The sequence below is a fragment of the Porphyromonas endodontalis ATCC 35406 genome, from assembly GCF_000174815.1.
GTDB lineage: Bacteria > Bacteroidota > Bacteroidia > Bacteroidales > Porphyromonadaceae > Porphyromonas > Porphyromonas endodontalis.
On sequence record NZ_ACNN01000005.1, the window covers coordinates 189,599 to 216,555 of the forward strand.

Annotated in this window: 23 protein-coding genes; 22 read left to right on the forward strand and 1 reads right to left on the reverse strand. The window is 49.3% G+C overall.

Annotation, left to right across the window (positions count from 1 at the left end; genetic code table 11):
- The first annotated feature begins 572 nt into the window (after window positions 1–572).
- The 19 genes from POREN0001_RS00960 (at window position 573) to POREN0001_RS01050 (ending at window position 22,240) form a co-directional block, all read left to right on the forward strand.
- A complete protein-coding gene (locus tag POREN0001_RS00960) occupies window positions 573–866 on the forward strand; it encodes a hypothetical protein (protein WP_004332087.1) in 294 nt (97 codons plus the stop codon).
- Between the two features lie 18 nt (window positions 867–884).
- The gene (locus POREN0001_RS00965; protein WP_004332161.1) at window positions 885–1,427 is read left to right on the forward strand and encodes a lysophospholipid acyltransferase family protein; all 543 of its coding nucleotides are present in this window, start codon (window positions 885–887) and stop codon (window positions 1,425–1,427) included.
- A 22-nt stretch (window positions 1,428–1,449) separates the two neighbouring features.
- Complete coding sequence (locus POREN0001_RS00970; RefSeq protein ID WP_004332169.1) at window positions 1,450–2,253, forward strand: nitrilase family protein; 804 nt, start codon at window positions 1,450–1,452, stop codon at window positions 2,251–2,253.
- Between the two features lie 213 nt (window positions 2,254–2,466).
- The gene (locus POREN0001_RS00975) at window positions 2,467–3,810 is read left to right on the forward strand and encodes a PhoH family protein (protein WP_004332162.1); all 1,344 of its coding nucleotides are present in this window, start codon (window positions 2,467–2,469) and stop codon (window positions 3,808–3,810) included.
- 12 nt (window positions 3,811–3,822) lie between these two features.
- Entirely contained in the window at window positions 3,823–4,791 is a 969-nt protein-coding gene (locus POREN0001_RS00980; protein WP_004332200.1) for a ketopantoate reductase family protein, read from the forward strand.
- Window positions 4,792–4,857: 66 nt separating this feature from the next.
- Window positions 4,858–7,044, forward strand: coding sequence for a heavy metal translocating P-type ATPase (locus tag POREN0001_RS00985; RefSeq protein ID WP_004332239.1), 2,187 nt, complete (start codon window positions 4,858–4,860; stop codon window positions 7,042–7,044).
- 266 nt (window positions 7,045–7,310) lie between these two features.
- Window positions 7,311–8,510: a methionine gamma-lyase gene (megL, locus tag POREN0001_RS00990; protein WP_004331988.1), complete on the forward strand. Its 1,200-nt coding sequence runs from the start codon at window positions 7,311–7,313 to the stop codon at window positions 8,508–8,510.
- Between the two features lie 239 nt (window positions 8,511–8,749).
- Entirely contained in the window at window positions 8,750–9,508 is a 759-nt protein-coding gene (rsmI, locus tag POREN0001_RS00995) for a 16S rRNA (cytidine(1402)-2'-O)-methyltransferase (protein ID WP_004332147.1), read from the forward strand.
- A 12-nt stretch (window positions 9,509–9,520) separates the two neighbouring features.
- The gene (locus POREN0001_RS01000; protein ID WP_004332230.1) at window positions 9,521–10,375 is read left to right on the forward strand and encodes a Cbp1 family collagen-binding glycoprotein adhesin; all 855 of its coding nucleotides are present in this window, start codon (window positions 9,521–9,523) and stop codon (window positions 10,373–10,375) included.
- A 197-nt stretch (window positions 10,376–10,572) separates the two neighbouring features.
- Window positions 10,573–11,268 (forward strand): YjjG family noncanonical pyrimidine nucleotidase, encoded by a 696-nt coding sequence (locus tag POREN0001_RS01005; protein ID WP_004332097.1) that lies wholly within the window; start codon window positions 10,573–10,575, stop codon window positions 11,266–11,268.
- Window positions 11,269–11,291: 23 nt separating this feature from the next.
- On the forward strand, window positions 11,292–12,830 hold the full coding sequence (locus POREN0001_RS01010; RefSeq protein ID WP_004332078.1) for a PepSY-associated TM helix domain-containing protein: 1,539 nt from the start codon (window positions 11,292–11,294) through the stop codon (window positions 12,828–12,830).
- Between the two features lie 131 nt (window positions 12,831–12,961).
- Complete coding sequence (locus tag POREN0001_RS01015; RefSeq protein ID WP_004332014.1) at window positions 12,962–13,564, forward strand: manganese efflux pump MntP; 603 nt, start codon at window positions 12,962–12,964, stop codon at window positions 13,562–13,564.
- Window positions 13,565–13,892: 328 nt separating this feature from the next.
- Window positions 13,893–14,408, forward strand: a complete 516-nt coding sequence (locus POREN0001_RS01020; RefSeq protein WP_040579924.1) for a hypothetical protein — start codon at window positions 13,893–13,895, stop codon at window positions 14,406–14,408.
- Between the two features lie 173 nt (window positions 14,409–14,581).
- Window positions 14,582–15,235: a YiiX/YebB-like N1pC/P60 family cysteine hydrolase gene (locus POREN0001_RS01025; RefSeq protein ID WP_052296656.1), complete on the forward strand. Its 654-nt coding sequence runs from the start codon at window positions 14,582–14,584 to the stop codon at window positions 15,233–15,235.
- A 346-nt stretch (window positions 15,236–15,581) separates the two neighbouring features.
- Entirely contained in the window at window positions 15,582–16,142 is a 561-nt protein-coding gene (locus POREN0001_RS01030; protein WP_004332235.1) for a Fur family transcriptional regulator, read from the forward strand.
- 13 nt (window positions 16,143–16,155) lie between these two features.
- Complete coding sequence (locus POREN0001_RS01035; protein ID WP_004332141.1) at window positions 16,156–17,424, forward strand: adenylosuccinate synthase; 1,269 nt, start codon at window positions 16,156–16,158, stop codon at window positions 17,422–17,424.
- 18 nt (window positions 17,425–17,442) lie between these two features.
- A complete protein-coding gene (locus POREN0001_RS01040) occupies window positions 17,443–18,768 on the forward strand; it encodes a bifunctional folylpolyglutamate synthase/dihydrofolate synthase (RefSeq protein WP_004332056.1) in 1,326 nt (441 codons plus the stop codon).
- 11 nt (window positions 18,769–18,779) lie between these two features.
- Window positions 18,780–20,162: an MFS transporter gene (locus POREN0001_RS01045; RefSeq protein ID WP_004332025.1), complete on the forward strand. Its 1,383-nt coding sequence runs from the start codon at window positions 18,780–18,782 to the stop codon at window positions 20,160–20,162.
- A gap of 38 nt (window positions 20,163–20,200) precedes the next feature.
- Window positions 20,201–22,240, forward strand: coding sequence for a transketolase family protein (locus POREN0001_RS01050; protein ID WP_040579927.1), 2,040 nt, complete (start codon window positions 20,201–20,203; stop codon window positions 22,238–22,240).
- A 350-nt stretch (window positions 22,241–22,590) separates the two neighbouring features.
- Here POREN0001_RS01050 and rsmA read toward each other — a convergent pair whose 3' ends face one another.
- Entirely contained in the window at window positions 22,591–23,388 is a 798-nt protein-coding gene (gene rsmA / locus POREN0001_RS01055) for a 16S rRNA (adenine(1518)-N(6)/adenine(1519)-N(6))-dimethyltransferase RsmA (RefSeq protein ID WP_040579928.1), read from the reverse strand.
- Window positions 23,389–23,479: 91 nt separating this feature from the next.
- Here rsmA and POREN0001_RS01060 point away from each other — a divergent pair, with 91 nt between their 5' ends.
- Genes POREN0001_RS01060 through fabD form a run of 3 tightly spaced genes read left to right on the forward strand, consistent with a single transcriptional unit; the run spans window position 23,480 to window position 26,944 of the window.
- Entirely contained in the window at window positions 23,480–24,553 is a 1,074-nt protein-coding gene (locus tag POREN0001_RS01060) for a lysylphosphatidylglycerol synthase transmembrane domain-containing protein (protein WP_004332074.1), read from the forward strand.
- A 26-nt stretch (window positions 24,554–24,579) separates the two neighbouring features.
- Entirely contained in the window at window positions 24,580–26,034 is a 1,455-nt protein-coding gene (locus tag POREN0001_RS01065) for an aminoacyl-histidine dipeptidase (protein ID WP_004332172.1), read from the forward strand.
- A gap of 22 nt (window positions 26,035–26,056) precedes the next feature.
- Window positions 26,057–26,944, forward strand: a complete 888-nt coding sequence (fabD, locus tag POREN0001_RS01070; RefSeq protein WP_004332253.1) for an ACP S-malonyltransferase — start codon at window positions 26,057–26,059, stop codon at window positions 26,942–26,944.
- Window positions 26,945–26,957 lie beyond the last annotated feature (13 nt).

A 26,957-nucleotide genomic window follows, 5' to 3' on the forward strand; every position in this document is an offset into this window, starting at 1 on the left:
TTGAGATATAGATACTCTCTCTTCTCTTGATTTTGTAGTGAATAGTTTGTTTTTCCTGTAATTGGCTGATATATAGTATATAGGCTTCTTGCTTTTTCGGTAAAGAATATTATCCAAAATAGGGTTTAGTTCATTTAATAGAGGAAAGAGAGTGGTGGATCTTGGGCTATTTGTGACTGAAATTTCGCCTTACACCCTCACGCATCGACTTCTTTCTCTGATTTCTGAAAAGTTTTAGACTGAAAATGGTCTAGGAAATCAGGTGGAAATGAAAAATTTTTTGGGCAGAAGTCCACTCCATTTTAGGCTGATTTCGGAGAGCGAAAATAGGTGGAAATATTTAGCGGTTCCTGTGGGGGATGAATGGAAGTAGGGCAGAGCTGGTTTGTTTGCTCGGGGCGGAGAGTGTTTGGGTCGCTTGGTAAGCCAAGGGAAATAAAGGACTGTTTGGGGGAAGTCCGTGGTATGTATGGGCTATTATTGGTTAATTAGCACTACCTTTGTGGGAGAGCCTTCACCTTATAAATGAGGAGGAGGGTCATACAATAATAATGATATAGACTAATAACACTATGGCATCACGTCGCAAACTTAAGAAGGGAATCAAAGAAATTACAGACTTCCTAATTGACGATATTCTTTTTATTTCTCTCGATGCAAAGGAAGAGGATCTTCGAGCTCTAGAGCTGTTGCTCAATCGTGTAGTAGACTTGCACGACGAGACAATCGCTAAGATCGGGGCTCCCGATGGGGCAAAGAATCCTCAGTTGGTAAGGAAGTTTTACGCAGACCTCAAGGCTAAATATAACGAAGAAATAGAGGCTGTAGAGTCTGAGTTGGAGAAGTATATCAGTCTCGATAAGTAAGATAGGGGCTGCGATACATTGAAAAACTTTGCTTCGTGGCTTTTGGGAGTATTTGACTGGAGGGTGATCACCCCTCCGGATAATCCTCCTAAGAGTATCATTTGTGTGGCTCCCCATACGAGTAATTGGGATTTTATATTGGGCAAACTCTACTACTCTGCCATTGGCAGGCATGCGGGGTTCCTGATGAAGAAGGATTGGTTCTTTTTCCCATTGGGGGGGATTCTGAAGTCGATGGGAGGGATTCCTGTGGATCGTTCGCGCCGCGGCTCTATGGTAGAGCAACTGGCAGAGCGGATTAACGAGAGTCCCAAACTATCCATTGCTATTACTCCGGAGGGGACACGCAGTGCTACTGAGCGTTGGAAGACAGGCTTTTATCGGATTGCCTATGCTGCAAATATCCCCATTCAGTTGGCGGTGATTGATTATAAGAAACGAGAGTTGGGGATCCTCGAAACCTTCTATCCTACGGGAGACGAAGAGGCTGATATTCGTTATATCCGGAGTCGTTATCACTCAGAGCAGGCTCGTTATCCCAAGAAATTTATAGAGCAATAACATCTCTCTTTTACCCTTCAATATGGCCCAAGAGACCCTAACTCTAGCTCTCGCGCAGTGTGATATAGTATGGGAAAATCCCACTGAAAATCTCCAAGTGATGCGTGAGACTTTCGCTCAAGCAGCCCAAGGAGGTGCCGAGATTGTCGTCTTTCCGGAGGTGATGACCACGGGTTTTTCGATGCACCTAGAGGCTATTGCCGAGCCTTTTGAGAGTTCACCCTCTTTGCAGAGCATCCGTGCAATGGTGCAGCAGTATGGCGTGGCTGTGGTCTCTTCTTTGCTTGTAAAGGAGGGGGATAAATACTTTAATAGGATCTTTTTTATCACCCCCGAGGGAGAGGAGTTTTTCCAAGATAAACGACACCTCTTCCGTATGGGAGGGGAGGCTAAGCAGGTCTCTCCGGCAGGGGGTCGGCATGTTTTTTTGTATCGGGGTTGGAACATTCTTCTGATCGCTTGCTACGATATGCGCTTCCCCGTCTGGTGCCGCAATAGAGCCAATGAGTACGACCTCTTGATAGATGTAGCCAATTGGCCCGAGCCACGTAGGCTTGTGTGGAGTACCCTGTTGCGTGCCCGAGCTATGGAAAACTTGGCCTACGTGTGTGGCGTTAATCGTGTGGGACGCGATGCCGAGGGGTTGGTCTACACGGGAGATTCTGCTCTTATCGACCCCAAAGGCAGGGAACTGGCAGCCCTAGAAGAGCGTCGTATCGAACTGAAAATAGCCACTCTGGAGCGAGCTCCCTTGGATAAACTTCGGAAGAAATTCCCTGTTTATCTCGATGCGGATGAGTTCTCAATCGTAGGGGCTACCCTCTGAGATTTTTTACTAATTATCCATTGCGGAGAGGTGAGTTGTGCTCCTCTCCTTTTTGTTATGGGGTGTTTTTGCCTCTTCCATGGCTGCATTTTGTTGCTGGGAGGGGCTTTTTGTTAGGAATAATTACGTACCTTTAGGGGACGTAAGGCAGAGGTGTTGCAGACTTCTCGCCTTGCCAAAACGGAATCAGGATGCTAAAAGCAAACTAAGACTATGGCTGTAAAACAGAAAAAATCGACCAAGAAGAATTTCGTTCTTGATACGAACGTAATCCTCCACGACTACGAATGTCTCGAGAAGTTTGAGGAAAACGATATTTACATCCCCATTACAGTTCTCGAAGAGCTGGATAAGTTTAAGAAGGGTTCGGAGCAGATCAATCATAATGCCCGAGCCTTCGCCCGTTTTTTAGATTCGCTGGAGAGTGAGAGCTTTTTTACAGAGGGGGCTCCTCTGGGCGAGGGACGAGGACGTCTCTATATCAAGATAGATGGCTTGGAGCATCCGGTCGTGAGAAAGGCTTTTTCTGAGCGTATTGCGGATCACCGAATACTCTCTTGTGCTCTTACTTTGAATACAGAGCAGAAGGACGAACCCACCATCCTCGTAACAAAAGATGTCAATCTGAGGGTAAAGGCGCGCGCCCTAGGGATGCAGGCAGAAGACTATATCAACGATAAGGTACCCACTCGCTCGCTGTTCGACGCTGCGCACGAAGAGTACACCGATATACCTGCCGAGCTGATCGATACGATCTACTCTCGTACCGAGGGTATCGCTGTGGAGGAATTGGATTTCTACTCCAAACTGCAACCCAATCAGTGCTTTATCCTCAAGAGCGACCGCAATAGTGTGATGGTGCGTTACAATCCTTTTTCGGGGCGTGTCACCAAAGTAGACAAGGTTACTCGCTCCGGGATTACCCCTCGTAATGCGGAGCAGGCTTTCGCTTTTGATGTGATTACAGACCCCAATGTCAAGTTGGTGGGGCTTACGGGGAAGGCCGGTACCGGTAAGACACTTCTTGCTCTAGCCGCTGCCCTTAGTATGCGAGAAAGCTACCAGCAGATACTGCTTGCTCGCCCCATTGTAGCTCTTGCCAATAAAGACCTAGGTTACCTCCCCGGGGATGAGAAGCAGAAGATTACCCCCTACATGCAGCCCCTTTTTGATAATCTCAACTTCATAAAAAATCAACTCCGAGCCGGGAGTGCCGAGGTGCGTGCCATTGAAGAAATGCAACACGACAACCGACTTATCATTGAGGCTCTGGCTTATATTCGTGGACGTAGTTTGTCGGATTCTTTGTTGATTGTAGACGAAGCGCAAAACCTTACTCCCCACGAAGTCAAGACCATCATAACCCGAGCCGGAGAGAATACCAAGGTGGTGCTTACGGGGGATGTGGAGCAAATAGACTCCCCTTACCTCGATGCTGAGAGCAACGGCTTGGCGTATATGATCGACAAGATGACGGGGCAGCAACTTTTTGCCCACGTCAATCTTATTCGTGGGGAGCGTAGCGAATTGAGTGAAATAGCTTCCAATCTTCTTTAATACGGCACTGTTATGTCTCAACCTATGCATATTGTCGTCTCAGGTTTAGGGGCTATAGGAGGCTATTATGGCGGAATGCTTGCTGCTTATACAGAGCAGATGCAAGCCCTACATACCTCTTTCTTTATGCGACCCGGGGAGCATCTTGAGCAGGTAAAGAGCCAAGGTCTCCATATTTCCTCCCCTACGATAGACTCCACGGTTCACCCATATAGGGTCTCTTCTGTTGCGTCAGAATTGCCCACGGCAGACGTACTTTTCTTAGCAACAAAGAGCTACGATGCCCTAGAGAATATAGAGCAGCTTCGCCCGATTATCACACCCTCTACCGCAATCGTTCCTCTCCATAATGGTTTGGATGTACCCCCTGCCATACATCAAGCCCTGCCCGATAATCTGATTCTTCCCGGGGTATGTCACATCACGGGGCGGCGCACGGCTCCGGGCGAGATTGTGGTACGTTCGGATAGTAACGTGCTGAAGTTTGGGGCTAGCGAGGCTCTCAATAGTCGTATCTCGATGGCCGAGTGGGCTACCGCCGAGTGGCTCTACACCCTGATGCAGGCGGCAGGTATCAAGTGTCGTCTCTATCGTGAGATGGCGCCTTATTTGCGAGAGAAGTTTTTGATGCTTAGCCCTTCTGCCGCTGCAACTGCCTACTTCGATATGCCCATCGGTAGGGTACAAGATGAACACAATGAGGAGTTCCGTGCCCTGATGAGCGAGCTGGCTTCGCTTTACCGTGTGGCAGGCTGGGAGCAAGATCTCTTTCTCGAAGAAAAAGGCTATCGGGCTGTGGAGAAAATGCCACGAGAGGCAACCACCTCAATGCACTCCGATATTTTGGTAGGGCATCGTTCGGAGTTGGAAAGCCTTGTGGGCTACGTCGTGCGAGAGGGGCAACGCCTAGGGGTTCCCACGCCGCTCTATCGGAAGATGTATCATGCCCTATTAGAGCGTATTGCCTCCGCCTCCATCTGATTTTGTATGGGAAGACTTACCTCAAAAAGGGGGCGAATCTTCCCTTTTTCTTGACCTCTTTTGACGATGCAACCCAATGAACGATATTTCCCTGTAGTGGGGATGCGCTGTGCCGCCTGTGCCGAGAAAGTGGAGCAGGCTGTGGCACATGCTGTAGGTGTAGAGAGCGCAGCCGTTCTTTATACCGAGAGGATATTACACGTACGCTACCGCCCTACGGAGACCTCTCCCGAAGCACTTGCCAAAGTGGTGGAGGGGGTAGGTTTCGAGCTTATTTTGGCTGATACGGAGTACGAACTGGCCGAGCAGCACCGCAAGGCTCTCCTTGAGGATGCAAAGCGTATGCGGCGCAATCTCATAGGAGCTTGGGTAGCTACCCTCCTTATGATGCTCTTGATGTTATTGCCCTTTCCCCACCTTGTGCATCAGTTGGGCATGGCTCTTGCTGCGGCTTCGGTCTATTTCTTTTTTGCTGCAGACTACCATAGGGCTGCCCTTCGGCAGATTGTACATGGGGTTTTCTCTATGGATACCTTGGTTTCGCTCAGTACTACGGTTTCGTTTGTCTCCGGAGTGCTTGCCCTTTTTGGGGGATGGGGGATTTTTACCGACGCACATATCTATTTTGATGCTACTGTAATGATTCCCGCTTTCGTCTTATTGGGGAAATGGCTAGAGCAGCGAGCCACGCAACGGACGGGGGACGCTGTGGCTGCTCTTGTGGAGAGCCGACCGAGATGGGCATTGCAAATGCGCGATGGAGTGGCTACCGAAGTGCCGGTGGAGACCCTAAAGGTGGGAGATCGTATCCGTGTGCGAGCCGGAGAAGCTATCCCTGTGGATGGTGTACTGCTCAAGGGCACAACCTCCGTCGATGAGCAATTGATCAGTGGAGAACCCCTCCCTGTGGAGAAGGTGGTGGGTAGCTCTGTCTTTGCAGGTACCCTCAACTGCGAGGGGGCTTTTACGATGGAGGCTACTTCTGTGGGGCGCGATACCATCCTAGGAACGATTATAGAAACAGTGCGTCATACGCAGACCGATAAGCCGCCTATTCGCCGTATTGCCGATCGTATAGCGGCTATTTTTGTTCCTGTTGTTATGGGGCTATCCCTCTTGACGTTGCTTCTTTGGCTTCTCTTGGGAGACCCGCTTGATGCGTGGCGTTGGGGGATGCGTTGTGCCATTTCTGTGCTGGTGATTGCCTGCCCTTGCGCATTGGGTTTGGCTACTCCTACTGCCCTTACGGTGATGGTAGGCGAGACAGCACGGAGGCATATCCTGATCCGGAAGGCGGCTTCGATGGAGGTATTGCCGCGAGTAACGCACGTTTTCCTTGATAAGACAGGTACCATTACATCGGGGCATCCTGAGGTAGTGGAGGAGACGTGGGCAGACGGCGTTTCTCCCGAGGGGTTAATGCCTTTGTTCGTTGCCATGGAGCAACAGAGTACCCACCCTCTAGCGGCCGCTATTGTGGTGCATGCCGCTCTTCCCGAAGACCTCGTTTTGCCCTCTCTAGATAGCGTAGAGACTTTTGTCGGCAAGGGCGTAGAGGCTTATTCCGAAGGGGTGTGTTATCGGATTGGTAATGCCGGTTTTGTAGGAGCTACTCCCCATCCCGAGGCGGAGGGGAGCGAGGTCTTTTTCTCCCGAGAGGGGCAGGTAGTGGCTCGCCTTTTGGTGGCAGATCGGGTAACGGAGGAGAGTAGGGAAGCTGTTGCAGACCTACGAAAGCGCGGCATTGAGGTCGTATTGCTTACAGGTGATAACCACGGAGCCGCTCAGACGGCAGCCCAAGCGGCGGGGATAGAGGAGTGGCACGCAGCCCTTCTTCCCCACGAAAAACTAGAGATTGTAGCCAAGGCTCGTGCAAAAGGTGCCGTAGTGGCCATGGTTGGAGATGGTATAAATGATAGCGAAGCTCTGGGCGAAGCGGATGTGAGTCTTGCCTTTGCTTCGGGGAGCGACATTGCCGTGTCTGTGGCAGATATCACCCTCGCTCAAAACGATTTACGTCTATTGCCCCAAGCGATAGAGATTGCCAAGCGCAGTCTTCGTACCATTCACGCCAATTTCTTTTGGGCACTGCTCTACAATTTTATTGCCATCCCTCTTGCCGCCGGCGCGCTCTACTCCGCGTGGGGTATCTTGCTTTCGCCTACCATCTCAGGGGCGGCTATGGCATTTAGTTCCCTCTCTGTGGTGACCAATAGTCTATTGCTCAAGAGAAGACTGCGGAGAGAGAAATAAGTTGCAGCCTAGGATTTGTTTCCTTCTTGCCCAAAAGTGTAGTGGCATATAGGCTGTGAAAAAAAACTTTTTCTGCCCTGGAGAGAAAAATCTCTAGGGCAGACTTTTTTGAGCGTTTCACAGAGGGTATATATCAGCTGCTAAGGCTGCGGTTTGAGATTTATTTGCTAAATTCGCCCTTGAATCCGGGGAGTATCTTTCGCGAAGATAAGTTCCTCCGGTATTCGCCATAAATGTATAAACTATCATAGATCAATCGTATTGTTATGATGAACCCCGAAGAACTCCGGAAAACCGGATTCGCAACACGCGCCGTGCACGTAGGTGCCGAAAAAAATCAATATGGCACATTGGCATCTCCCATCTACCAAACTTCTACCTTCGTTTTTGATAATGCAGAGCAGGGCGGTCGCCGCTTTGCCCTCGAAGAAGGAGGTTATATTTATACCCGATTGGGGAACCCCACCCTCACCGCAGTAGAGCAGAAAGTGGCTTCTCTAGAGGGTGCAGAGGCTTGTATGAGTGCCTCCTCGGGTATGGGAGCTATTACCTCAGCAATATGGGTATGTGTAGAGCAGGGCGATCACATTGTAGCCGGCAAAACTCTCTACGGCTGTACCTATGCCTTTCTTGAGCATGGTCTCAAGCGTTATGGCGTAGACGTTACATTTGTAGATACGCGTGACCCCGAGAATGTACGCAAAGCGATGCGCCCCAATACCAAATTGGTGTATGTGGAGACGCCTGCTAACCCCAATATGTACATTTCGGACATCGAAGCTATTGCCAAGATAGCCCACGCCCAAGAGGGAGTGCGTGTGATGGTCGATAATACTTTCTGCACACCTTATCTCTGTCGTCCCCTTGAGTTTGGGGCTGATATCGTAGTACACTCAGCAACCAAATTCCTCAATGGTCACGGCGATGTTATTGCCGGATTCGTTTGCGGTTCACAAGAATATATTGATCAAGTACGCCTTCTCGGGGTAAAAGACTTGACGGGTTCTGTACTCGGTCCGTTCGAGGCTTTCCTCATCAATCGCGGTATCAAAACGCTCCATGTACGTATGGATCGCCACTGCGAAAATGCCCAAAAGGTGGCAGAATTCCTAGAGAAGCACCCCAAGGTAGAGAGCATCGCTTATCCCGGTTTGGCTAGCTTCCCCCAAAAAGCTCTTGCCGATAAGTATATGAAGAAGCCCGGCTCTATGATTGCCTTTGAGATAAAGGGTGGCTTAGAGGCTGGTCGTAAGCTGATGAACTCTGTACACTTGGCTGCCCTTGCAGTTAGCCTTGGTGATACCGAGACTCTTATTGAGCATCCTGCTTCTATGACGCACTCTCCCTATACTCCTGAGGAGCGTGCCGCATCCGATATTTCCGAAGGTATGGTTCGTCTCTCCGTTGGACTCGAAGATGCAGAAGACATTATTGCTGACCTCAAACAGGCTCTCGATCAACTTTGATTTAGAGCTGTTTAGATAGAAGATTCCCCCTTTTGGGAGGCGATCTTTCCCCACGAGGGGTTGTAGTTGCAAATGGAAACTACAACCCCTTTTTCGTTCTTTATTGCGAGTCTTCTTCTCTCGCTCTGGGAGAGTTTGTGTGTGAGAAGTAGCGGAATACACGTGCTTTTTGTACATTTGCGGACGGAAGTCCTTTGCGGAGCTGATACTGCAAGGGGCTGTGGATAGAAGAGGAGAAGATGAGTACAGCCGGAGCTCAAGGCAAACTGACCATAGTACCTACCCCTGTAGGTAACCTCGGAGACATTACACTCCGAGCTTTGGAAGTGTTGCGGAGTGCCGACCTTATACTTGCTGAGGATACGCGTACGTCATCCGTTCTCCTCAAGCATTACGACGTCAAAAAGCCCCTAGAGAGTCACCATAAATTCAATGAGTTTAAGACCTCTTCTACTCTGGTTGCACGTATCCAAGAGGGGCTTAATGTGGCATTGATTAGTGATGCCGGCACCCCCGGTGTTAGCGATCCGGGTATTATTTTGGCGCAGGCTTGCATAGAAGCTGAGGTGCCGGTGGAGTGCCTCCCGGGAGCTACGGCATTTGTCCCCGCCTTAGTTGTCTCCGGATTAGATGCAAGTCGTTTTGTTTTTGAGGGCTTTCTGCCCCAGAAAAAGGGTCGCCACTCACGCATTCAGGCATTGGCGGAGGAGGAGAGAACCGTTATTTTGTACGAGTCTCCTTTCCGAGTGCTCAAAACTTTACAAGTATTTGCCGAGGTGTGTGGAGGTGAGCGCAAGGCAGTAGCGGTGCGAGAGCTAACAAAGGTGTACGAAGAGGTATGCCGAGGAACTCTCCAAGAACTCATCGAGCACTTCACGGAGGTGAGCCCGCGTGGTGAGTTCGTTCTCCTAATCGCAGGGGCACCTCACGAAAAGAAAATACATAAAAGCTATCGCGATAAGCTTCGCGAAGAGAATGACAATCTGAATAGTAACTAAATCGTAAAGACAATGAAGAGAACAATCTTAGTAACGGCTTTTGCTTTCCTTATGGCTGCTTGCTTCTCTATGACTTCTTGCAAGGGAAACAAGGGCGGAAAGAGCGAGCTTGACTCTATTGCTGAGGCAAACAAAAGCCTCGAGACGCAAGTAGAGGAAATGGACGAACTCATCAGTAGTGTACTTGCTAACTTCCAGGAAATTAGTGCCATGGAGGGGGTGATCAATGTTCCTGCCAATGGCGAGATGAATACAGGTCAGAAGGAGCGTGTAGAGAGCAGCATGCAGATGATTACTGAGAAGCTCAAAGCAAACAAAGAAGACATCGATCGTCTTAATGCTAAACTCCAGGCTCTCGGCTCAAAGAACGCCGTCATGACAAAGACAATTAAGGCTTTGCAAAGCGAATTGGAGTCTAAAACGAAAGAGATTCGCCGCCTTACCGAAGAGTTGCAACGCAAGAATATTGCCATAAAGGACCTTGATGATATGGTCAATGACCTCAATCAGAATGTAGAAGCTCTGGCTACTACTACCGAAAAGCAGTCCGAAACAATTGCATCTCAAGACGCATCTCTCAACACCGTACGCTACTGCGTTGGTACCAAAAATGACCTCAAGGAAATGGGTATTCTCGTAAATGGCAAGGTTGCTACAGAGAATTATACCTCCGATTACTTCCGTCAAGTGGACCTCCGTAAGCTGGCACGTATCCCTCTCTATTGCAAGAAAGCAGAGCTTCTTACCAACCACCCCTCAAGCAGCTATAGACTCTCGCCAGGGGATGATAAGCAGCTCACTCTTGAAATTATCGATCCTCAGAATTTCTGGAGTCTTTCTAAGGTACTTGTAGTACGTACCTATTGATACTGACTCTTTTACAGGAGTAAAATACGGCTCTTAGAGCCTAAGCACAGCCCTCACCATACTGCGTGGGAGGCTGTGTTTCGTTAGAGAAATAGGGGACCCTGCACCCTCTGGAGAAGGGGGAGCGGAGTTCTCTTTGTTTCGAACCTCGCCTCCCTTTCGTTTGTTATTCTCTATGTCACAAACTCTCAATCCGCATGATTAAAAACCTATTTATCGATCTTGATGATACGCTCTGGGACACCTATCACAATAATAAGGAGAGCCTGCGAGAGCTATACCTAGAGGAGGGTTGGCAGCAATTTGCTCCCGACTACGATGCCTTTTGGGAGGAGTATTGGATCCATAATGAGGGCTTGTGGGAGTTGTATCGGCACGATAAAATAGATAAGTATACCCTTACTCTACGCCGAATGAGAGAGCCAATGCCTTGGCTTGCCTCCCTGTCGGATGAAGAGATTCTCGCCCTCAATCGTCGGTTTTTATCGGTCACGGCAACCAAAACTCGCCTTGTGGAGGGAGCTTTGGAGGTGATGGAGTATCTGCATCGCTACTACCGTATTTACATTTTATCGAATGGGTTTCGGGAGGTACAGCATGCCAAAGTAGAGCGCAGTGGCCTTCTCCCTTACATCCATCGCATGATATTGAGTGAGGACGCAGGTGTAAACAAACCCAACGCTACCATATTCCGTTATGCTTGCTCGGCTACCAATAGTCGCTGTGCAGAGTCTTTGATGATTGGGGATAGTTGGCCGGCGGATATTGTAGGGGCTAAAAATGTGGGTATGCCATCTATTTGGTTTAATCCCAGGGGGCTAGAGTGTTCGATGGAAGGGTATGCCCCACGTCATGTTATTGGGCATCTTAAGGAGTTGTTCCAGCTTTTGTAATCCCCTTACTCCTCCTATATTATATGAAGAAAAAAGGCTCCATAGAGAAACAATTCCACCGTTGGGGAGGATTAGTTCTCTGCTTCTTTCTCATTGCATTTAGCCTTTCGGGCATTCTTCTTAACCATAGGGAGCCGATTGCATCGCTCGATCTTTCGCGTTCTTTGTTACCCTCGTCTTATCATGTAGATGGTTGGACGCAAGGAGCTGCAGTGGGCTCTACAGCTCTCTCCGGAGACTCAATTCTGCTCTATGGAGGGGAGGGCGTTTGGCTTACGAAAGATGGTGGACAAAACTTCTCTCGCTTGATGGAGGGATTGCCTAGTGGGGCGGACCGCTATCAGATGCGCCGCATTTTGCATTCGCGCCGCAATGGCACTTTTGCACTTTCTCAAGATGCTCTCTACCGCTGGCAGGGGAAGGAGTGGCTGGAGATGCCTCTTCCGCTGAAGGAGCGTCTCACCGATCTCGCGTTGCAGGGAGACTCCCTTGTGGTAATGGGGCGGTCTCATCTTTTTGTATTACAGCTCCCTTATCAGCAATTTAGCACCCTTACTCTCCCCGAATCCCCCGAGGTCTCTCCTCATCGTGCTACTCTCTTTCGCACGCTTTGGGCACTTCATTCAGGCGAGCTATTCCACCTCTTAGGGCGTCTTTTTGTGGATGCTTTGGGGCTCATTATGTTGCTCCTTTCGATCTCCGGGGTTATTATTTTTGTTTATCCCCGTTGGATGAAAAGAATACAGAAGCGGGTACGAGCAGCACGCAGAGCTAGAGTGAAAGAGAGAACGCGTCGCTTGCAGCGTGGTCTCAAACGCCAGTATAAACTTCATTTGTTGCTGGGCTATTGGTTATTTATCCCTCTTCTGGTTCTTGTGGTATCGGGCATGTTCCTTCGTCCTCCTCTTTTGGTTGCGGTAGCTAAGGTAAAAGTGCCAACAATCCCCACAACTGCGCTCCATAGTGCGAACAATCCTTGGCACGATGCTTTGCGCCGATTGGTCTATGTACCGGCAAGACAAGAGTGGATCCTCTCCACGAGTGAGGGTATATTCCGTTGTAAACGCTTAGGTCTTCCCTTAGAAAAAATAGAGAATACACCTCCTGTAAGTGTGATGGGAGCCAATGTTTTTGAGGTTGCTTCGGATAATCCTCATGCGCTGTTGGTCGGCTCTTTTATGGGGTTTTTTCACTGGGATCTGGAGAGTGGGGCTATTTTAGATCTCTACACAGGAAAGCCGCCTGCTCCTCAAGGTGTGATGCCCATCGGAGACCATAAAGTTTCGGGGTACTCGTCACATTTGGGCGGAAAGAAGGGGATTGCTTTTGAGTATGATGTGCCGTGCCGTGAGATCTCCCAGCCTAAGGAGATGGGGCGAGGGCGTATTTCTCTCTTTCATACGATGCTTGAGTTGCATACGGGGCGGCTCTATGTTTTCTTCGGCCCGCTTGGGATTCTCTGGATCTTTGTCTCAGGGTGTATGATTCTTTGGCTCCTTATTTCGGGGTTTCGTCGGGCACGAAAGCAGATGCGTAAGCGTCGTTCGAGGGCGACAAATTAGCCTTAAGTCCCCTTTCTTTCAACTTCTGTTGTGGAGTTTCTGAGACTAAATAGAATCTCTTTCTCCTAGGAATTATCACATTGTTTGTACCTTTGGAGTAGGAAATCGAGAGAAAACGAGCATAAAAATCCATGTTCCATTTTTTGCAAGCACTGCTTGTTGCTTTGGCTGTAGCCATAGATGCCGCTACCATTGCAGCCTGTGAAGGTATTAGCCGCGGGTGCAAACATTCTTGGGGCACACTTGCGACCATTGCATTACTTTTTGGAGTACTGCAAGGTGGAGTTACCGCAATTGGCTATTGCGTGGGGGCAGAGACGATTGACCTTGTTGATGAATACGATCATTGGGTAGTGCTCATATTGCTGGTAGCCGTAGGGGGGCACATGATTTATGATGCCTTTGCTCGGGCTCGGTATGGACAGCAGATCAAGGGATATAAGGGAAGTGGATCCTCACTTACCCTGCGCTACTTTTCTTATCTATTGATGATGGGTTTTGCCACGAGTATTGACGCCTTAGCACTGGGCTTTAGCTTCTCGTTCATGTCAATCCCCATCCATTTATATGCTCTTGTTATAGGCATTGTAACGGCCTTGGCCTCGGGGTTCGCCTTTTATGTGGGGTGCAAAATCCCTTTCAAATGGATCTCTTGGGCAGAATTGTTTGGAGGCTGGGTACTTATCGGTATTGGTGTAAAAGTGCTCATTGAGCATCTCCATTTGGGATATTAAAAAGCCTGTATTCGGGGCTGAGTCCTATTCGGAGCCAAAGCAAGCAAGGAATGTGGAATGGAGGACTTTGCCTCTTACACTATAAATTTTAGCCTTCTTGCTTTGTAATGGCCGTGCTGAATTCTGATTATTTCCCTCTACTTCTTTTGAGAGATTTTAGGTAGAATAGTCTATTTGTAGAATATTATGTTTACCTTTGCGGGCAAGTATAAGTAAGAACACTGGAGCGGGTTCTTTTGATGCTTTAGAAGAGTACCGCAAAAAACAATAAGAAAAGGTGCCTTCGGAGAATCAGGAGAAAGCGTTCCGCAAAAAGAATGAACAAATTATGAAGAAATTTGCAACCTTATGCGCTGTTGCGCTCGCATCGCTCGTACTATTCTCTGCTTGCAGCAAGAGCGAAACACCTGAAGAAGTAGCTGTTAAGTTCGTGATGGAGCTTAACAATGAGAACTATGACGCTGCTAAGGCTCTCGCTAATGAGAATGGTGCTCAGATGGTAGATCTCATGAAAAGCATGAAGGACATGTCTTCTATGGAAGGCGAAGCTGCAACGGAAGATGAAGCCGTTGAAGGTACAGAAGCTGACACTGAAAATCCCGAAACTGTAGAAGGCACAGAAGCTCCCGAAGCTCCTGAAGCAGTAGCTCCTGCTCCTAAAAAAGAAGAAAAAGTAATGCTTACAGAAGCTGACCTCGAAGTTAAGAAGTCTGAAGTACGTGGCGACTCTGCTTTCGTATGGGTTCTTAACAAGAAGGAAGCTGGTCAGGGCGAACTTCCCCTTGTACTCGTAAAAGAAGGTGGTAAGTGGAAAGTTGACAAAATCGACAAGGAAAACAAGTAATTCCACCAGTCCTCTAGAGGGGGTAGTTGTGCCCTATGGGGTTACACCCTGGCGCTTTGCCTTCCTCTGAATTATAACCCCTACCACTCTAAGGTTTGGCTGCTACTCTTGTTCTTTGAGAGTTGAGTTTAGAAAGGTCTTAGAGTGATAGGGGTTCTTATATCCGGTACTATATGAACACCAATTATAGCACAAAGAGAGGTTGGGTGGGGATTCTGTCTCTTCTCCTTTTTGCCCTAGTGGGCTGCTCTCCTAGTGTATCTACCATCCAAGAGGAGGAGCCCGAAGAGAAAGCCAAGGAGCTCCCTCCTTTGGATTTGTTGCGTTCGGGAGACCTGATCTTGCGCTTAGGGCATGGTAGTAGCTCCGAGTATTTTCGTCAGCATGCCTCCCGTAATCAAGAGTTCAGCCACTGTGGTATTCTCTATCTCCATAGGGGAGAATGGTTTGTGCTACACGCTGAGTTGGCTTCTTTTAGAGGGATGGATGGTCCTGTAATAGAGCCGCTAGAGAGCTTTGTCGATCACTCGATTCGCTGGGCTATTTACAGAAATTCGCTGGATGAGGAGGAGCGACGTTCGTTTTGCAAAAACGCATTGCAGTGTGTTAAGCAGAAGATAACGTTCGATACAGCCTTCGATAGTACAGATCCATCTCGGCTTTATTGCTCGGAGTATGTAGCGTTTTGCTTTAATAGAGTATTGCCTGCGGTAGATTGTATTAAGCCCACCTTTGAGATTGCAAATACGGGTAAGATGCTTTTTCTTTTGGATGACCTTGTTGCCGGTTTGCCCGAGATTGCTCGAGGAGAAGGAACACCGCAATAAGAAAATAACAGCCTAGAATCGCTCCGATTGTAGGCTGGTTTTTCAAAATTTCTTGCCCTGCATTTTTTATCTTCTTGCCCTATCCTTCAAAAAGTTTTGGGCAGGTTGGGAGGAAGGTTTAGGCCTGTATTGAGAAAAGGATAGGAGAGAGGCTGGAAAAGTAGTAGGGTTGGGTAGAAATAGAGGAGGGGGAGGGCCGATTTCCGGCTCATCCCCTTCCTTTTGTGTTTGGATCTGAGATTCTCCATTCGTGAGCTGACTTTGTCCGACTTTTTACCCTAAAGTCTCACCAAAAGGCTGTATATTTGCACCCTAGAGTTTGGTATGAGATACTCATACAAAGAGAATGAAACGAGAGCTTAGTTTAGACGAACTACGTGCCATTATGCGTGAATACCTTGAGGCGCACGACCTCAAGGAGACCTATACGCGTAACATCGTTTTGGAGTATGTTTACCAACTAGAGAAACCTTTTGATGCCGATAGTGTCTACAAAAGATTGCGCGAAGCGGAAGGAAAGCAGATCAGCCGAAGCACCGTATATAGCGCTATTGATCTTTTATGCCGCTGCGGCATTCTCATTCATCTGACGCGTAATTTAGGAGCCAATTACATCTTGGCATGGCGTTGTAAGGGGTATGCTCTTGTGCTTTGTAGCGAGTGCGGCAAGCTCAATCTGTTCCGTCAGGAGAATCTCTCAAAGCAGATGCAGTATGTCAAGCCCCCCCGATTTTCGCCAACGCAAGCCGTAATGGTCGTTTTTGGCGAGTGCAAGGATTGTACCAATCGCAGTCTGGCCGATAGTACAGACGTGGCTCAACGCAAGGATAAGGATACAGCAAAAAAAGCAAGCCTGCGAAGAAATCGAAGGCGAACGATAATAAGAAATAAAATACCTATAGGGTAAATACTGATACAGTATGGGAAGAGTAGACGTCTTGTTAGGGCTCCAATGGGGAGACGAAGGTAAGGGAAAAATAGTGGATGTACTCACTCCACGCTATGATATGGTGGCACGCTTCCAAGGGGGACCCAATGCCGGTCACACCCTGGAGTTTGCAGGGGAGAAGTACGTACTTCGCTCGGTGCCTTCCGGTATCTTCCAAGGGGATAAAATCAACATCATTGGCAATGGGGTCGTACTAGATCCTGTGCTCTTCCGCGAAGAGGTGGAGAGTCTTTTCAATAGCGGTCATCCCCTCAAAGATCGTCTCGTGATTAGCCGTAAGGCACACCTTATACTCCCTACTCATCGTCTCTTGGATGCCGCTGGTGAAAAGGCATTGGGAGCCCAAAAGGTGGGGACTACAGGCAAGGGAATTGGCCCCACTTATACCGATAAGGTAAGCCGTCATGGCGTACGCGTTGGGGATATAGAGGGCGATTTTGAGGCTAATTACAAGCGAGCCAAAGAGCGTCACTTGGGCATGTTGCGCGGTATGGGTGTAGAGGTGCCCGACCTAACACAGGCAGAAGCCGACTTCTTTGCTGCAGTAGAATACCTACGCCAGTTCCGCTTTGTGGATAGCGAGTTTGTGATAAACAATACATTGAAGTCCGGCAAAAATATCTTGGCAGAGGGAGCACAAGGCTCTATGCTTGATATTGATTTCGGTTCCTATCCTTTCGTAACTTCTAGTAATACGATTTGTGCAGGGAGCTGTGTCGGATTAGGTGTTTCTCCTCGCGCCATAGGCGACGTTTATGGTATATTCAAGGCCTATTGCACACGAGTGGGTGCAGGTCCTTTCCCTACAGAATTGTTTGACGAAGATGGCCGTCAGATGGCAGAGCGTGGGTATGAGTTTGGCGCCGTTACCGGGCGTCCTCGGCGCTGTGGCTGGATTGACCTTGTAGCTCTTCGCTATACGATTATGCTCAATGGCGTGACCAAACTCATCATGATGAAGAGTGATGTGTTGGATACCTTTGCCACCATCAAAGCATGCCGCGCCTATCGTATCAATGGCGTAGAAACGCGCGATTTCCCCTACTCAATAGAGCAGGAAATAGAGCCTATCTACGACGAAATACCGGGTTGGCAGTGTGACCTTACGGCCTTCGATCGTGAGGAGCAATTGCCTAAGGCTTTCCTCGATTATGTTGCTTACTTAGAGCGAGAATTAGAGGTGCCCATTGCTATTTTATCTGTAGGACCCGACAGAAAACAAACTATCGTGCGAGGCTAATAATCGCTAGCATCGTACATGACTTATCAGCAAACGATCGATTACCTTTTTGCTGCCACGCCCCAATTTGAGCAGCAAGGAGGGAGTGCTTACAAGCCCGGTCTAGAGCGAGTGTTGGCTATGGCGGAGGCTATCGGTAGCCCCCATCTTGGCACAGGTATTCGTTATATCCATGTGGCCGGTACCAATGGAAAGGGATCGACCTCTAGTACGTTGGCGGCTATTTTGTCGGCAGCCGGCTATCGGACGGGGCTTTTTACATCTCCTCATCTTGTGGACTTTAGAGAGCGCATTCGTATTGATGGTATGCCTATTGAGGAGTGTGCCGTGGTGGATTTTGTAGAACGAACACGCCCCCTTATTGAGCGATTCTCTCCCTCCTTTTTCGAGCTAACAACCTTGATGGCTCTGCATCACTTTGCAGCAAAAAAAGTGGATGTTGCCATTATAGAGGTAGGTATGGGAGGCCGACTCGATAGTACCAATATCATTACTCCGGAGCTCTCCATCGTTACCAATATCAGCCTCGATCATACTCAGTTCTTGGGCTCTACACTAGAGGAAATTGCGGGAGAAAAGGCGGGGATTTTCAAGCCCAACGTCCCTGCACTTGTGGGGGAGGCGAGTGCGTCTCTTCGCCCCGTCTTTCGGGCAAAGGCTGAGCTGTTAGATGCACCTCTTTACTTTGCAGAGGATAGCGATGTGTTGCAGGATGCCGAGCCCGATAGGGGAGGATGGTTGCTTCATACTCGTGATTATGGCACCCTTTGGGGCGAGTTGGGAGGAGCGGCTCAGCGGCTCAATGCTCGCACCATCTTGGCTGCTCTCAGCATCCTTGCTCGTCAATCTTTTCAAATCCCTAGGGTGGCTGTGGAGGAGGGCTTTGCGCATGTCGTGGAGCGTTCGCACCTCTTAGGACGATGGCAAAAGGTGGCTTCTCAGCCCGATACCTATTGCGATACAGGGCACAACGAGGCCGGTATTTGTCTTGTGGTGGAGCAGCTAAAACAAGAGCAGTACCAAGCGTTACATATCGTCTTTGGTATGGTGGCGGATAAGGATTGGCATTCGGTGCTTCGCCTGCTCCCCACGTCTGCTCATTACTACTTCGTACAACCAACGAGCGATCGGGCTTTGTCTTCCGAAGAGCTGGCTCAGGAGGCTCGTTCCATAGGTCTAGAGGGCTCTGTATTTCCCTCCATAGAAGAGGGGTGTTTGGCTGCCCAAAAAGAGGCTCTTCCCCAAGACCTTATATACATAGGGGGCAGTAACTATGTCGTTGCTGAGGCGCTCAAAAAGTGCTATCCCCACACATTAGAATCCGTATTCAATACTAATTATTAATACTCATACTTATGACTCAAGCAATTCAACAGTCGCTTCGTGACAAGGCGTGGGCAAGGTGGACGGTGCTTATCCTCATCGCCCTGACCATGTTCTTCGCCTACATGTTTGTAGATGTACTATCTCCTCTCAAGTCCATGCTGGAGAAAACAGCAGAAGAAGGGGGGCTTGGATGGTCGTCTACCGTATTCGGGACTTACGGCTCTAGTGAGTTCTTCCTCAATGTCTTCTTCTTTTTCCTCATCTTTGCCGGGATTATTTTGGACAAAATGGGGGTACGATTTACGGCTGTATTGTCGGGAGCTTTGATGGTTCTTGGTGCTCTTATTAAAGTTTATGCGTTGAGTACCACATTCAACAATGGCGGATTTGGATTTGAGTTGTTCAATTCATTCATGCCTTCGATGCCCCCTTCGGCTAAGCTCGCTTGCGTTGGCTTTATGATCTTTGGCTGCGGCTGCGAGATGGGTGGTGTGACGGTATCTCGTGCCATCGTTAAGTGGTTTGAGGGTAAAGAAATGGCTCTTGCAATGGGCTTGGAGATGGCTGTTGCCCGCCTCGGTGTCTTCGCAGTATTCCGTATGTCCGCGCCCATCGCTGAGCATTTTGGTAGCGTACAAGCTCCTGTAATCCTCTGCCTTATCCTCCTCTCTATTGGGTTGCTTTTCTATCTTATCTATGGTATTTTCGATGCCCGTTTGGATAAGACTTTGGGTAATGTTGCTAGCGCAGAAGAGGAAGAACCTTTCCGTTTCAAAGACTTGACAAAGGTTTTTGGGAGTGGTATCTTCTGGGTTGTTGCCCTTCTTTGCGTGCTCTACTATTCTGCCATATTCCCCTTCCAAAAGTATGCCACCAACATGCTGGAGACAAACCTTGGGCTCTCTGCTGAGACGGCTTCTGCCATCTTTAGTTACTTCCCCATTGGGGCTATGATCATTACTCCATTCCTTGGAGCTTTCCTCGATTTCAAGGGTAAAGGTGCTACCATGCTTATGCTTGGCTCTGTGTTGATGATTGTATGCCATACAATTTTTGCTCTTTATCCATTTGTAGCAGGAGATACCACCTCTACCATTATTGCCTATTCGGCTATTGTCTTGTTGGGTATCTCTTTCTCTCTTGTTCCTGCAGCTCTCTGGCCCTCTATGCCTAAGCTTATCGATGGCAAGGTACTAGGATCGGCTTATTCGGCAACCTTCTGGATCCAAAACGTAGGGCTCATGGTTGTACCCATCGTAATTGGTAAGGTACTAGACCAGACAGGGACTTACCGCTTGCCCATGCTTATTTTCGCTTCATTTGGTGTAGCAGCTCTTCTCTTGAGCTTGTACCTTAAAGCTATAGATAAGAAGAAGGGTTATGGACTCGAATTGCCCAACAAAAAGAAATAATAAACGTTTGAATCAGAACTTGTAATACCCTTGTGGCTATGAACTCTATAGACGTTATGAATAAGGCAGCAGACAACATCCGTTGCCTTGCTCTCTCCATGGTGGAGAAAGCAAAGAGCGGTCACCCCGGGGGAGCTTTGGGGGGCGCCGACTTTATTAATGTGCTATTCTCGGAGTATCTCCGCTTTGATCCCGATTGTCCCGGGCGCTGGGCGCGCGACCGATTCTTCCTCGATCCCGGTCACATGTCGCCTATGCTCTATGCACAGCTGGCTCTTACGGGGCGTTTTTCTCTCGAAGAGCTCGAAGCCTTCCGCCAATGGGGGAGTGCAACTCCGGGCCACCCCGAGCGCGATGTTGAGCGTGGGATAGAGAATACAAGCGGACCTCTAGGGCAAGGGCATACGCTCGCCGTGGGTGCTGCCATTGCAGCAAAGTTTTTGGGTCACCGCTTTGGCTCAGAAGTTATGCCGCAGCAGATCTATGCTTTTATCTCAGATGGTGGTATTCAGGAGGAGATCTCGCAGGGTGCCGGGCGCATAGCCGGGCACTTGGGCCTCGATAATCTCACGATGTTTTACGATGCTAACGATGTACAACTCTCTACGATGGTGGATGAGGTAGACACCGAAGACGTGGCGCGTAAATATGAAGCGTGGGGTTGGAAGGTGCTCACCATCAAAGGAAATGATGTGGCAGAAATCCGCAAAGCGTTGGACGAAGCGTTGGCGACAAAGGGCTGTCCTACCCTCATTATTGGTAAGACCTGCATGGCCTATAAGGCGCTAGACGCAGAGGGTCGGGATATTGTCGATCGCATTCCTACGCACGGGCAACCCCTTAGCAAGGCCGGTGTCTCTATCGAAAAGACACTGGGAGCTATGGGCTTCGATGCTGCCAATCCTTTTGTTATCGCTCCCGAAGTAGAGGCTTTGTACCGCCAGCGTGACGAAGAGTTGCGCCAGCTTTGGAAGCAATATGACGCTACATTCTCTCAGTGGCAGAAGGCGAATGCCGAAGATGCTGCTCTGATGAAGGATTGGTTTGATGGTAAACTTCCCGTAATCGATTGGGCTGCCATTGAGCAAAAGAGTGGACAGGCTACCCGTTCGGCTTCGGCCACGGTGCTCAAAGAACTTGCTGCTCGGGTACCCAATATGATCGTCTCTTCGGCAGACCTTTCCAATTCGGATAAGACCGATGGATTCCTCAAGGGAACGGAGGCGATGAGCCGCAATAATTATGGCGGTCGCTTCTTGCAGGCCGGTGTTGCTGAGCTTACGATGGCGGCTCTCTGTGTGGGTATGATGCTCCACGGAGGGGTAATTGCGGCCTGTGGTACGTTCTTCGTTTTCTCCGATTACCAAAAGCCGGTGATTCGTTTGGCTGCCTTGATGCAGGTGCCTGTCAAGTTCGTTTGGACGCACGATGCATTCCGTGTAGGCGAAGATGGGCCAACGCATGAACCCGTAGAGCAGGAGGCACAAATCCGTTTGATGGAAAAACTCCACAACCACTCCGGGCAACGCTCGATGTTGGTGCTCCGTCCTGCCGATGTGCATGAGACTACGGTCGCTTGGCAGATGGCTATGGAAAACGACCAAACTCCTACGGGTTTGATCCTTTCTCGCCAGAATATCGACGACCTCCCCAACGAGGGGCTTACTCCCTATGCACGTGCCGTGCGTATGATGTGTGGGGGATATATCGTGAGCGACGACGAGGGGGCAGAGATGGCTCTCGTTGCAACGGGTAGCGAAGTAGCTACACTCGAAGCTGCTGCTGCCATCCTCCGTGCCGAAGGGCGCAAGCTACGTGTCGTTTCTATTCCATCCGAAGGGCTCTTTATGGATCAGCCTGAGAGCTATCGCCGTGAGGTGCTCCCCGAGGGGATGCCTCGTTTTGGACTTACGGCAGGCTTACCCATTAACCTTGAGGGCTTGGTGGGTGCGAATGGCGTAATCCACGGATTGGAAAGCTTCGGTTATTCAGCTCCTTATAAGGTCTTGGACGAAAAGCTAGGCTTTACTCCGGAGGCTGTTGCCGAGAAGATCCGCACGTTGTTACAGAGACGATAGGGATTCTCTCCCAACGAAAATAAGTAGGGGCTCTTCCGCCATGGGGTGGGAGAGCCCTTTTTTAGGCTGATTTCCTGCTTAGTTGCTGGGTGAAAAATTTTCCGATCCTGGGCAGAAAATTTTTATTTTTCAGTCAGTTTCCCACACCCTTTTTAGGTGGATTTTTTTCTTTTTCTGGCCAGGCTTTTGGGGGAAATGTGGGTGCTGAAAAAATCACCTATAGGAAGACGAAAAATTACCTATTGAGCAAAAACGACCCTCTCCTATGGGATGCAAAGTCGGATCCTAGGGGAGAGGGTTTAGAAGTTCTAGGGAATGAAGAAGGCTCTTGTAGGTCTCCTATTAGGGGGCTATTCGGGTAGCGTCTTTATGTAGTCTTGGGTAAGGCGGATATAGTCTTCCACATCCAGCCGCTCAGCTCGTAGGGAGAAGATAGGGTCGGAGAAGTCGTACCCCTCAGGGAAAAGCGTCCGCAGCGAGTTACGGAGCGTCTTCCTACGTTGTGAAAAAGCCGCCTTTACCACCTTCTTAAATAACTCTTCGTCTACGGGCAGTTCCTTCCTATCGTTACGTATCAATCGGAGCACCCCGCCCTTGACCTTTGGAGGGGGATCGAAGTCGAGTTCGCTTACCGTGAAGAGGTATTCGCAGTGGTACCAGCAACGAAGAAGCACCGACAAGATACCATAATCGCGCCCTCCGGGAGGGGCTGTAAGCCGCTCTGCTACCTCTTTTTGGAGCATCCCTGCACAGCATGGTACGCGGTCTCTCAGCTCCAATAGACGGAAGAATATTTGGGATGATATGTTGTAGGGATAGTTGCCTATGAGTACGAATGGGGTTTGAGGTTGCCCCGGTATCAATTCGTCGGCAGGGAGTTTGAGTACATCCCCTTCGGTTAGGTGCTCTCCTTGGGCGAACCACGAAAAATTACGTTGCAGGTACTCGACCGACTCGGTGTCAATCTCAAGCGCATAAACCTCCAACCCCAGGTCCAGAAGCTCCTTTGTGAGCATGCCCATGCCCGGCCCTATCTCTAGGATAGGGATATCACGCCACGAGAGTACACTCTCGGCAATGGCACGAGCCACCGATGGGTTGGTTAGAAAGTGTTGCCCCAGGGCCTTTTTGGCACGAACTTTACTCATAGTACTGCGAAAAAAGAGTATATTTGTAGTGTTAGCAGCTACGAAGGTAGCGTTTTTCTGCCGTAGAACGGGGGTAAGACGCTCCAACCTGATGAATAAAAGGACTACAAGAGTGGATCACCCCATAACTCAAGGCTCCGACAACGTTGCCCCCGGCCTCTCCGACCATCGCAGCAGAAAGCGTTGGGTGCGCTTGGCTGTGTCTCTATCTTTGGGCATTGCCTTGATGGTTGTTGTCTACCGAAACTTTGACTTTGGGGGGCTTGTGGAGGAGTTGCGTTCCAACTCAATTAGTTGGGGAATTATTGCTCTATCCATCTTGATAGAGGCCTTAGGTAATGTTTTCCGTGGAGTGCGCTGGAAGTTGCTTGTGCATCCTTTTAGTAGACCGGCACCTCGTCTGAGGAATACCATTCTATCGGTGCTTGGGAGCTATGCGGTTAATCTCATTTTCCCTCGTGCCGGGGATGTTTGGCGTTGTGCCGCCCTATCTCGCTACGAATCTCTCTCTACGGCAAAGCTTATTGGCTCTCTGCTGATGGATCGCCTTATGGATATGATCGTGCTGGGGCTTATTGTCTTGATGGCCATTGGGGGATTCTCCGATTTCTTAAGGGGCTATTTTGTTGAGCATCCCGACCTCTCTCTCAAGGTATCGCACCTCGTTTCCTCCCCATTGTTCTATTTGACTTTGTTGGCAGTAGGGGTATTCGGCTACCTCTTTTGGCGTCTCTCCAAGAGAAGCCGATGGGGTGCAAAAATCTGCAAGGGGCTACGAGATATGTGGGAAGGGCTGCTTTCCATTCGTTTTATGCCGCATCGGGGTCTCTTTATCCTCTATACCATTGGCATTTGGGGATGCTACTTCGTAGCCTTCTATCTCACCTTCTTTGCTTTCCCTTTTACTCAAGGCTTAGGGATCAATGTAGGGCTACTTGCCTTTGTAATGGGCTGCTTGGGGGTGGCTGCACCCGTACAATCGGGTATCGGAGCCTGGCATTTCATGGTTATCACGACCCTTACGGCTGTGGGCGTTGAGCGCAGTGATGCCGGTTCATTTGCCCTCGTTGTACACACCTCGCAAACATTAGGTAACGCCCTTATTGGGTTAATCGCAATTTTAGTTATACCTTTACTCAATAGAAATTATAGTAGAACTCAATAGTAAGAATACATAATATAGAAACGATTATGGCAAAAGACATTCTAACGCTTAAACCTGAAGCTGTCTGGAGATACTTTTACGACCTTACACAGATTCCTCGCCCCACAGGGCAGATGGATGAGGTAACACGTTATGTATTTGAAGCAGGCAAAAAACTCGGGTTGGAGACCTTACAAGATGAGGTTGGCAACGTGCTTATCCGTAAACCTGCCACTCCCGGTATGGAAAAGAAGCCTATTATCACCCTACAAGGGCACGTAGATATGGTTCCTCAGAAGAATAGTGATGTACAACACGACTTCGCCAAAGATCCTATCGATGCCTACATAGATGGGGAGTGGGTGACGGCTAGAGGTACAACGCTTGGTGCCGACAACGGTATTGGGGTTGCTCTTGCTCTCGCTATTCTAGAGGACAATAGCCTAAAGCATGGCCCGCTAGAAGCCCTCTTTACCATCAACGAAGAGGTAGGAATGGATGGGGCAAACGGCCTCAAATCCGGCTTCTGCAAGGGGGATATTCTCCTTAATATCGACTCCGAAGTAGAGGGTAATCTCTACATTGGTTGCGCCGGGGGGATTGACGTAAACGTGAGCCTCGAATACAAAGATCAGGAGACAACAAGTCAAGAAGATCAGGCTGTACGCCTTACCCTCTCGGGGCTCAAGGGAGGTCACTCCGGAGTGGATATTCATATCGGTCGTGCCAACGCCAATAAGTTGATGGCTCGCTTCCTCAAGTGTGCTGTAGAAGAGTTTGGTGTGCGTGTGGCCTCTCTAGAGGGAGGTTCTATGCGCAATGCGATCCCTCGCGAAGCCTTTGCGGTGCTTACCATCGCGCCCGAAGATGCTGAAGAATTCTGCAAGTATGTTGCTGAGTTCGAAGCTCTCTTTACCAAAGAATTTGATGGAATCGAAGATAAGATTTCGCTCAAGGTTGAGAAGTGCGATATGCCTACCAATATTCTTCCCGAGGATATTCAAGACAATCTTATCAACGCACTCGAGGCTTGTCAAAATGGCCCCATTTCGATGCTCCAGAGCTTCCCGGATACGGTAGAGTCTTCTACCAACCTAGCCGTTGTACGTGCAGGTGATGGACTTGTGGAGGTGAAATTCTTGGTACGTAGCTCGTCGGATAGCCGCAAGATGTGGGTGGCTTCGAGCATCGAAAGTGCCTTCCTACTCATGGGGGCTAAGGTGGAGTTTGATGCTCCTTACACGGGGTGGCAACCCAATGCGAAGTCGCATATCATGGAGGTAATGAGCAAGGTGTATGAGGAAATCTACCACGAGAAGCCCGATGTTAAGGTAATGCACGCAGGGCTAGAGTGTGGTATCATCCAAGGTGTTATGCCCGATATGGATATGATCTCCTTTGGTCCCGAGATTCGTCACCCCCATTCGCCCGACGAAAAAGTACATATTGACTCTGTAGCTCGCACGTACGAGGTTATTGTCAAAACTCTAGAACTTGTATAACCCCACACTTTCTTTATAGTAAATGAAAACAGCATTCGTATTCCCCGGTCAGGGGGCACAATTTGTTGGTATGGGTCTCCCTCTTTATGAGGGCAATGCCGAAGCCAAGCGTTTATTCGATGAAGCCAATAAGATTTTAGGTTTCGATATTACAGAAATCATGTTCCGTGGTACGGACGAAGAGCTCAAGCAAACCAAGGTAACGCAACCTGCGGTTTTCTTGCATTCGGTGCTAATGGCACGTGCTTTGGGAGCAGACTTCCAACCCGATATGGTAGCAGGTCACTCGCTCGGAGAGTTCTCCGCGCTTGTGGCTGCAGAGGCACTCTCCTTCGAAGATGGGCTTACCCTAGTCTCTAAACGAGCTATGGCAATGCAAAAAGCCTGTGAAAAGACGCCCTCTACTATGGCTGCAATCCTCGGTCTACCCGACGAAAAAGTAGAAGAGGTATGCCAGAGCATCACGGACGAAGTAGTGGTAGCGGCTAACTTCAACTGCCCCGGTCAGATCGTAATTTCCGGCTCAATGCCCGGTATCGAGCGTGCCTGTGAATTGCTCAAAGCTGCAGGGGCTAAACGTGCTCTCCCCCTCAAAGTGGGAGGTGCATTCCACTCTCCGCTGATGGAACCCGCTCGCGAAGAGCTGGCTCAAGCTATCGAAGCAACCACTTTTGCAGCACCCAAAGCTCCGGTATACCAAAACGTGGTAGCCAAGGCTGTTTGCGACGCTGCAGAGATTAAGAGCAACCTTGTAAAGCAACTTACCTCGCCCGTGCGTTGGACAGCTTCTGTGCAACAAATGGTGGCCGATGGAGCAGAACGCTTTGTAGAATTAGGCCCCGGTAGCGTATTGCAAGGGCTTATCAAGAAGATTGCTCCAAGTGTAGTTACCGAAGGAAGAGACCAATAAAGAGGGAGGAGTG

Excerpts from the sequence above, each read along its gene's own strand:
- POREN0001_RS00960 (WP_004332087.1), top strand. The coding sequence starts at position 573 with ATGGCATCACGTCGCAAACTTAAGAAGGGAATCAAAGAAATTACAGAC.
- POREN0001_RS00970 (WP_004332169.1), top strand. The coding sequence starts at position 1,450 with ATGGCCCAAGAGACCCTAACTCTAGCTCTCGCGCAGTGTGATATAGTA.
- POREN0001_RS00975 (WP_004332162.1), top strand. The coding sequence starts at position 2,467 with ATGGCTGTAAAACAGAAAAAATCGACCAAGAAGAATTTCGTTCTTGAT.
- POREN0001_RS00980 (WP_004332200.1), top strand. The coding sequence starts at position 3,823 with ATGTCTCAACCTATGCATATTGTCGTCTCAGGTTTAGGGGCTATAGGA.
- POREN0001_RS00985 (WP_004332239.1), top strand. The coding sequence starts at position 4,858 with ATGCAACCCAATGAACGATATTTCCCTGTAGTGGGGATGCGCTGTGCC.
- megL (WP_004331988.1), top strand. The coding sequence starts at position 7,311 with ATGATGAACCCCGAAGAACTCCGGAAAACCGGATTCGCAACACGCGCC.
- rsmI (WP_004332147.1), top strand. The coding sequence starts at position 8,750 with ATGAGTACAGCCGGAGCTCAAGGCAAACTGACCATAGTACCTACCCCT.
- POREN0001_RS01000 (WP_004332230.1), top strand. The coding sequence starts at position 9,521 with ATGAAGAGAACAATCTTAGTAACGGCTTTTGCTTTCCTTATGGCTGCT.
- POREN0001_RS01005 (WP_004332097.1), top strand. The coding sequence starts at position 10,573 with ATGATTAAAAACCTATTTATCGATCTTGATGATACGCTCTGGGACACC.
- POREN0001_RS01010 (WP_004332078.1), top strand. The coding sequence starts at position 11,292 with ATGAAGAAAAAAGGCTCCATAGAGAAACAATTCCACCGTTGGGGAGGA.
- POREN0001_RS01015 (WP_004332014.1), top strand. The coding sequence starts at position 12,962 with ATGTTCCATTTTTTGCAAGCACTGCTTGTTGCTTTGGCTGTAGCCATA.
- POREN0001_RS01020 (WP_040579924.1), top strand. The coding sequence starts at position 13,893 with ATGAAGAAATTTGCAACCTTATGCGCTGTTGCGCTCGCATCGCTCGTA.
- POREN0001_RS01025 (WP_052296656.1), top strand. The coding sequence starts at position 14,582 with ATGAACACCAATTATAGCACAAAGAGAGGTTGGGTGGGGATTCTGTCT.
- POREN0001_RS01030 (WP_004332235.1), top strand. The coding sequence starts at position 15,582 with ATGAAACGAGAGCTTAGTTTAGACGAACTACGTGCCATTATGCGTGAA.
- POREN0001_RS01035 (WP_004332141.1), top strand. The coding sequence starts at position 16,156 with ATGGGAAGAGTAGACGTCTTGTTAGGGCTCCAATGGGGAGACGAAGGT.
- POREN0001_RS01040 (WP_004332056.1), top strand. The coding sequence starts at position 17,443 with ATGACTTATCAGCAAACGATCGATTACCTTTTTGCTGCCACGCCCCAA.
- POREN0001_RS01045 (WP_004332025.1), top strand. The coding sequence starts at position 18,780 with ATGACTCAAGCAATTCAACAGTCGCTTCGTGACAAGGCGTGGGCAAGG.
- POREN0001_RS01050 (WP_040579927.1), top strand. The coding sequence starts at position 20,201 with ATGAACTCTATAGACGTTATGAATAAGGCAGCAGACAACATCCGTTGC.
- rsmA (WP_040579928.1), bottom strand. The coding sequence starts at position 23,388 with ATGAGTAAAGTTCGTGCCAAAAAGGCCCTGGGGCAACACTTTCTAACC.
- POREN0001_RS01060 (WP_004332074.1), top strand. The coding sequence starts at position 23,480 with ATGAATAAAAGGACTACAAGAGTGGATCACCCCATAACTCAAGGCTCC.
- POREN0001_RS01065 (WP_004332172.1), top strand. The coding sequence starts at position 24,580 with ATGGCAAAAGACATTCTAACGCTTAAACCTGAAGCTGTCTGGAGATAC.
- fabD (WP_004332253.1), top strand. The coding sequence starts at position 26,057 with ATGAAAACAGCATTCGTATTCCCCGGTCAGGGGGCACAATTTGTTGGT.